The sequence below is a fragment of the Burkholderia sp. Tr-20355 genome (genome assembly GCF_017104685.1).
Lineage (GTDB): Bacteria > Pseudomonadota > Gammaproteobacteria > Burkholderiales > Burkholderiaceae > Burkholderia > Burkholderia seminalis.
The window spans coordinates 1-7,114 of sequence record NZ_JAAGPK010000262.1; the positions used below are offsets into that span (position 1 = coordinate 1).

The 7,114-nt window shown below is 71.4% G+C and carries 2 protein-coding genes; both read left to right on the forward strand.

Going from position 1 to position 7,114, the window contains the following annotated elements:
* Positions 1–2,590, forward strand: a 2,590-nt coding sequence (locus G3N62_RS33545; RefSeq protein WP_206141459.1) for an amino acid adenylation domain-containing protein, incomplete at its 5' end; no start/stop codon positions are given.
* Positions 2,587–7,114, forward strand: a 4,528-nt coding sequence (locus tag G3N62_RS33550) for a non-ribosomal peptide synthetase (RefSeq protein ID WP_206141460.1), incomplete at its 3' end; no start/stop codon positions are given. The genes G3N62_RS33545 and G3N62_RS33550, both read left to right, overlap by 4 nt.

The following is a 7,114-nucleotide window of genomic DNA, read 5'->3' on the forward strand; positions in this document are numbered from 1 at the left end:
TGGCGAACTGGCCGCGCAGGCGCTCGCGATCGCGGGCGGGTTGCGCGCGGCCGGGATCGGGCACGGCGATGCCGTCGAGATCAGCCTGCCGCGCGGGCCGGCGCAGGTCTCTGCCGTGTTCGGCGTACTGGCCGCCGGCGCGTGCTACGTCCCGCTCGACATCGCGCAGCCGGCCGCGCGCAAGGCGCTGATCGAGCGCGCGGCGGGCGTGAAAGCCGTGATCGGCGACACGGCGCGCACGGATGCGCCGGTGCCGCATTGGAGCATCGCCGCACTGATGCGGCATGCGCCGCTGGCCGCACCGCTCGCGGTCGCGCCGCGGGCCACGGCGTACGTGATCTATACGTCCGGCTCGACGGGCGTGCCGAAGGGTGTCGAGATGACGCACGCGGCGGCGGTCAACACGATCGATGCGATCGACGCGCTGCTCGGCGTGAGTGCGGACGACCGGTTGCTCGCGGTGTCGGCGCTCGACTTCGACCTGTCGGTGTACGACCTGTTCGGCGTGCTGGGCGCGGGTGCCGAACTCGTGCTGCCCACGCAGGACGACGCGCGCGACGCGGCGCGCTGGATCGAACTGATTGCGCAGCATCGCGTGACGCTATGGAATTCGGCGCCCGCGCTGCTCGAAATGGCGCTGGCCGTGCCGGTCGCGAAAGACGCGTGCCGCAGCGTGCGTGCGGCGCTGCTGTCCGGCGACTGGATCGCGCTCGACCTGCCGGCGCGCCTGCGCGAGCGCTGCGGCGACGCATGCGTATTCCACGCGCTCGGCGGCGCGACCGAAGCCGGCATCTGGTCGAACGTGCAGACGGTACGCGACGTGCCGCCGCACTGGCGCTCGATTCCATACGGCCGGCCGTTGCCGGGGCAGGCCTGGCGCGTGGTCGACGCCGACGGCCGCGACGCCCCCGATTACGTGCCGGGCGAACTGCTGATCGGCGGCGACAGTCTTGCGCGCGGCTACCGCAACGATCCCGGGCTGACCGCGCAGCGTTTCGTGCAGCATGCGTCGGGCCGCTGGTATCGCACCGGCGATCGCGGCCGTTACTGGCCGGACGGGACGCTCGAATTCCTGGGGCGCGAGGACCGGCAGGTGAAGGTGCGCGGGCACCGGATCGAACTGGGCGAGATCGAAGCGGCACTGGCCGCGCATCCGCGGATCGATGGCGCGTGTGCCAGTGTCGCGAACGGCGAAGTCGCGCGCATCGTTGCGGCGTTCGTGCCGGCCGATTGCGTGGCCGATGCGGCGCCGTCGCCGCTCGCGGATGCGGGCACGGCCGATACGGTTCAGGCGGAAGCGGCCGTTGCACGCGTCGTCGCCGATCGGCTGAGCGACGGCGGCGCGAGCCTGCCGCCGTCGCTGCATGCGCGCTGGCACGCGACAGGCGATGCGTCGATCTCGATCGACGCCGCGCTCGATCGGCTCGGCTGGCATGCAACCGACCTCGACGACCTGACGGCGGCGCTGCGCGCGCTCGCAGCCGATTCCGATACCGTCGCGCAGCGCGTGGCGCTCGATCCGCGCGTCGCGCCGCTTGCATTCGCGACGCGCTTGCCGGACGGCGCTCGTGTGCTGCGCGAGTTTGCTGGCGCGCTCGATGCACAGGCTGCTGCATGCACGGGCGTGATGCGGGTCGCGGTGCTCGATGCCCGCGCCGGGCAATGGTTCGACGCGGGCCTCGACGTGCTCGACGATCCGCGTTTCGACGTGACGCTGTTCGACGTGTCGCCGGGTCTGCTGCACACCGCGCAGGCACGCTTCGCGCGAACGAGGCCCGCGCTTCAGGCGCTGCAGGACGCCCTGCTGCCCGCGCGTCATCTCGGCGCATTCGACTGCGTGATCAGTTTCGCCGCGGCACACCTGCGCGACGATCCGCGCGATACGTTCAGGATCGCGGCCGCGCTGCTGGCGCGGGATGGCCGTTTGCTGTTCGCCGACGTGTTGCGCGACTCGCCGTTGCGCGAACTCGTCGCGAGCGTGACGGGCGATGCCTCGTTGCCGCGGCCGTTCACGACCGAGGCGATCGCCGCCGCCGCGCAGGCGAGCGGCTTCACGCCCGACTCCCGAAGCTGGTATTCGACCGCGTTTGCATGCCTCGACGCGCGTCGTGTCGGCGAATCGGCGACGCAAGCGGTACTGGCAGACTGGCTGCGCGACCGGCTGCCGGACGCGATGCGCCCTGACGCACTGTGGTGCCTGCCGCGCTGGCCGCTCAACGCGAACGGCAAGATCGACCGGCGCGCGGTGAGCGACGCGCTTGCGCGCGCGCTCGGCGACGCGCCGGCCGCGCATGACGCGTTCGTGCCGGCAAACGAACGGCATGCGACGCTGCTCGCGTGCTGGGAGCAGGCGCTCGGTTGCCGGGCGAACGCCCGCGACGCCACGTTCTTCGCGCTCGGCGGCGACAGTCTGCTGGCGACGCGCCTGCTCGCGCAATTGCGCGAACGGCTCGGCGCGCGGATCGGGATGGCCGCGTTCTACCGCGATCCGACGCTCGCCGGTCTTGCCGCCCAGCTCGACGATGTGGCGCCGGCGGTCACGGCGGACGGCAGCGCGTCGGTCGCGACGATCGAGGAGGGCGTGCTGTGAGCTTCGACGACGTACTCGATCTCTGCCGCGAACGGCAGATCGAATTGTGGTGCGACGACGGCGGTCAGCTGCGCTATCGCGCACCGGCCGGCGCGCTCGACGCGGACCTGGCCGCGCGCATCAAGGCCGAACGCGACGCGTTCGTCCGCTTCCTGCAGGGCAGCGCGTGGCGCAGCGATCCGGCGCGCCAGCATGAACGGTTCGCGCTGACGCCGGTACAGGCCGCGTACGTGCTTGGCCGGCACGAGTCGTTCGAGTTCGGCGGCAGCGCATGCCATCTGTACGTCGAATACGACGAGCGGCAGGATCTCGACTGCGTGCGCTTCGAGGCCGCGTGGAATGCGTGCGTGGCGCGGCATCCGATGCTGCGCGCGATCGTCGAGGACAACGCATGGCAGCGCGTGCTGCCCGACGTGCCGTGGCAGCGGCTCACGGTGCACGACCTGCGCGACGGCGATGCGCACGCATTCGACGCGCACGTGCAGCGGGTACGCGAGCGGCTCGACCACGCGGTCCATGCGCTCGACCGCTGGCCCGTGCTGCAGCCTGAAGTGAGCCTCGGGCCGGATGGCGCGCTGCTGCACCTGTCCGTCGATTTCACGCTGATCGACTACGCGAGCCTGCAACTGCTGCTTGCCGAATGGCGGCGCCGTTACGACGATCCGCAATGGCAGCCGGCGCCGCTCGACGCGACGTTTCGCGACTATGTGGCTCACGAGGCGCAGGCCGGCACGGGCGCCGATCATGCGCGCGACAAGGCCTGGTGGCTCGCGCGGATCGACGATCTGCCGGCGCGCCCCGATCTGCCGGTCGTGCCCGCGATGCGCACCGACGCCCGTCCGCGTTTTACGCATCGCCATGCGCGGCTCGACCGCGCGCAATGGGCTGCACTGAGCGGCCATGCAAGCCGTTTCGGGCTGAGTGCGGCGAGCGTCGCGCTGGCCGCGTTCGCGGAAGTCGTCGGCCGCTGGAGCCAGTCGCCGGCGTTCTGCCTGAACCTGACGGTGCTGAACCGTCCGCCGGTGCATCCGCGCATCGACGCGGTGCTCGGCGATTTCACCGCGTTGAGCCTGCTCGCCGTCGACGTGACGCAAGGGGGCGATTTCATCGCGCGCGCGCGTACGATCGGTGCGCGGATGTTCGACGATCTCGACCATCGCGCATTCACCGGCGTCGACGTGATGCGCGAACTCGCGCGGCGGCGCGGCAAGGAGGCGGCGCTGATGCCGGTCGTGTTCACGAGCGGCATCGGCAGCGTCGGCCGCTTGCTTGGCGAGCAGGCGGCCCGGGCGGAACCGCCGCGCTACATGATCAGCCAGACGCCGCAGGTGTGGCTCGACTGCCAGGTGACCGACCAGTTCGGCGGGCTGGAGATCGGCTGGGACGTGCGGGACGATCTGTTTCCCGAAGGCTTGCCGACCGCGATGTTCGACGCGTACGTCGCGCTGCTGGGCCGGCTTGCCGACGATGCCGGATGGTGGTCGCGTGCGGGCGACATCGTGCTGCCGTGCGCCGCGCCCGTTGCCGACGTGCATCCGGACGCGGAGACGCATATCGCGGCCGGGTTTGCCGCGCAGGCGCTGCGCACGCCCGATGCGCCGGTCGTGATCGACGCGCAGGGCGCCCGCACGTACCGCGATGTCGCGCAACATGCGGCGGCGCTGCGTACCGCGCTCGAACAGGCCGGCGTCGGCGTGGGCGACACGGTGGCGGTGCTGATGCCGAAGTGCGCGCACCAGCTCGCGGCCGTGCTCGCGATCGTCCAGGCGGGCGCCGCATACGTGCCGGTCGACAGCCGCCAGCCGGCGTTGCGCCGGCAGGCGATCCTGCGCAATGCGCGGGTGCGCGCGGTCGTGAGCGTACGGGCGCTGGAGTTCGAGCATGAAGGATGCGTGCGCATCGATGCCGATGCGTTGCCCGCCGATCCGCAATGGCCGCCGCGCGCCGCGTGCGACGTCGACGGCGCGGCGCTGGCCTACGTGATCTACACGTCGGGCTCCACCGGCGAACCGAAGGGCGTGATGCTGAGCCACGCGGCAGTGTGCAACACGCTCGCCGACATCAACGCACGCCATGCGGTCGGTGCGGGCGATGTGGTACTCGGCCTGGCCGAACTGAGCTTCGACTTGTCCGTCTACGACTTCTTCGGCGCGACCGCGCGCGGTGCGTGCGTCGTGCTGCCCGACCCCGCGCGCGGTCACGATCCGTCGCACTGGGCGGCGTTGATGGCACGTCATGCGGTGACGGTGTGGAACTCGGTGCCCGCACAAGGGCAGATGCTGATCGATTACCTCGAGGGCGAACCGGCGCTCGACGTGCCGGGCCCGCGCCGCGTGCTGTGGTCGGGCGACTGGATTCCGGTGACGCTGCCGGCCCGCTGGTGGAAACGCTGGCCCGACAGCGCGCTGTTCAGTCTCGGCGGCGCGACCGAAGCGTCGATCTGGTCGATCGAGCATCCGATCCGCCCGGAGGACACGCAGCTCGCCAGCATTCCGTACGGCCGCGCGCTGACCGGGCAGACGATGGAAGTGCTCGACGTGCTTGGCCGGCCGTGCCCGCCCGGCGTGCGCGGCGAGATCCATATCGGCGGCGTCGGGCTCGCGACGGGCTATGCGAACGATCCCGCGCGAACGGCCGAACGTTTCATCCGTCATCGCGACGGGCGCCGGCTCTATCGCACCGGCGATCTCGGCCGCGTGCGCGCCGACGGTTCGCTCGAATTCCTCGGCCGGCAGGACGATCAGGTGAAGATCCGCGGTTACCGGATCGAGCTGGCCGAGATCGATGCGGCGCTGACCGCGCATCCGCTGGTCGGCGCGGCCGCGACAATCGTGCTCGGCGAGGGCGCCGAGCGCCGGCTGGCGAGCTTCGTGTCGCTGCAGGGTGCGGCGCCGGACCCGTCGGCGCACGACCCCGCCCTTCACGAGATCGCGGCACCGGTACGCGCTGCGTTCGACGCCGTGCGCTGGCCCGCGCAAGCGGACGTGGCGCGATCGGTCGCGCAACTCGAAACGGCATGCGTGGCGTCGCTGGCCGCGTGGATCGTACCGGCAGGCGGCTTGACGGCCGACGACGCAACCGGTTTCGCGACGCTGTGCGAGCGGCTGCGCGTGCCGCCGGCGCGGCAGCATCTGCTGCGCCACTGGCTCGCGATGCTCGTGACGCACGGCGTGCTGCACGCGGATGCCGAAGGCGGCTGGCGTAGACGGTCCGACGCCAGCCATGCCGACGCGCACGCATGCTGGGATGCGTTCGCGCTGCATGCATCGCCCGAGCTGTGGCCGCCGGTCCTCATCGACTACTTCCGCGACAGCGCGGGCTGCCTGGACGTACAGGTGGACGGCACGGTTTCGCCGGCCGGCCTGATGTTCCCCGAAGGCGCGTCGCATATCGCCGAAGCGATGTACAGCAACGGCGAACACGCGCATGCGCTGCATCGCGGGATGGCGCAAGCCGTGCGCGAGATCGTCGCGCGCGAGCCGCGCTGTACGTGGCGCATCCTCGAGATCGGCGCGGGAACGGCCGCCGCGACGCGCGCGATCGTGGATGCGCTCGCGCCGCTGGTCGAAGCGGGCACGCGGATCGACTACCTGTTCAGCGACGTGTCGAGCTACTTTCTCGCGGCCGCGCGCGAGCGCTTCGCCGCGTATCCGTGGATGCGGTTCGTGCGTTTCGACTTGAATGCAGCGCTCGACGCGCAGGGCATCGCGCCGCATTCGATCGACATGACGATCAGCTCCGGCGCGCTGAACAACGCGCGCGACACGGTTGCACTGATCGCCGGATTGCGCGCGCTGTCGGCGGCCGATGCATGGTGGGTGATCCAGGAACTGACGGCCGAGCATCCGGAGATCAGCATCAGCCAGGGGCTGATGATGGAGACGCCGCGCGATGCGCGTGCCGGGTCGTGCCGGCTGTTCGTACCGCGCGCGCAGTGGCTCGAATGGCTGCAGGGGGACGACGGCGATCGCGCACTCGGCTGCGTGACGGCCGGCTCGCCGCTCGACGCGCTGGGCTACGACATCCTGCTCGCGCACGTGAAGCGCGGCGCGGCCCGCATCGCGCCGGATGCGCTGCTGTCGTTCGTTGCCGAGCGCGTGCCGGGCTATATGGTGCCGTCGCAACTGCGCGTGCTCGAGCGACTGCCCGTGACCGCGAACGGCAAGATCGACCGCCGGACGCTGGCCGGCATTGCCGACATTCGCGAGCCGGAACCGGCGGCGGTTCGGCCGGCGCAGACACCCGCCGCCGATCCGCTGCTGGCGCGATTGATCGGATGGTGGGAGACGGTGCTCGATACGCGCAACGTCACGCCGGATCAGGATTTCTTCGCCGCCGGCGGCGATTCGCTGCTGATCGCGCAACTCGTGTCGCGGCTGCGTGGCGAGGAGCCGCTCGCGCAGGCGCATCCGTTCGACCGGCTGCTGCGCTGGGTGCTCGCGCAGCCGACGCCGGCGGCGTTCGCCCGTTGCCTGCGCGAAGCGCAGACGCAACCGTCGGCCGCCGTATCGCCGGCCGGCGATA